This is a genomic window from Mesorhizobium sp. M2E.F.Ca.ET.209.01.1.1, assembly GCF_004010375.2.
Lineage (GTDB): Bacteria > Pseudomonadota > Alphaproteobacteria > Rhizobiales > Rhizobiaceae > Mesorhizobium.
Map to the genome: position 1 here is coordinate 1 of NZ_SADP02000439.1, position 367 is coordinate 367.

2 pseudogenes are annotated in these 367 nt (G+C 67.8%); both read right to left on the reverse strand.

Features of this window, described 5'->3' with window-relative positions:
- Window positions 1-229 (reverse strand): annotated as a pseudogene (locus EN852_RS36365) (iron ABC transporter); the annotation flags it as partial.
- Window positions 230-235: 6 nt separating this feature from the next.
- A pseudogene (locus tag EN852_RS42820) lies at window positions 236-367 on the reverse strand (hemin ABC transporter substrate-binding protein); the annotation flags it as partial.

A 367-nucleotide genomic window follows, 5' to 3' on the forward strand; every position in this document is an offset into this window, starting at 1 on the left:
AGACGATCAGCCGGTCGCGCGCAGCAAGCGCGCCATCCGATGGCATAGCGCCGGTGAACCAGTCGCGGATGACGCGGACGGCCGACGCATCGGAAGCGCCCGCCGTCAGCGAAAGGAACCCCGATAGTGCCAGCGCAAGGCACAAGAGCAGGATGACGGCCCTTGCCCGCGCCGAGCGGTCGCCATCGGCTGCCCTGCCCGCGGCGCAAGCAACAGATTGTTCGGCCATCGCCGCTCAGTCCGTGACCTGGTTGCCATAGAGCGAGACTGCAAGATCGTGGATGGCGTCCGCCGTGCGCGGCCCGAAGCCGAGCAGGTAGCCGCCCCACATGCTAATCATCTTGCGGTTCGCGCCTGCCGGCGTCGA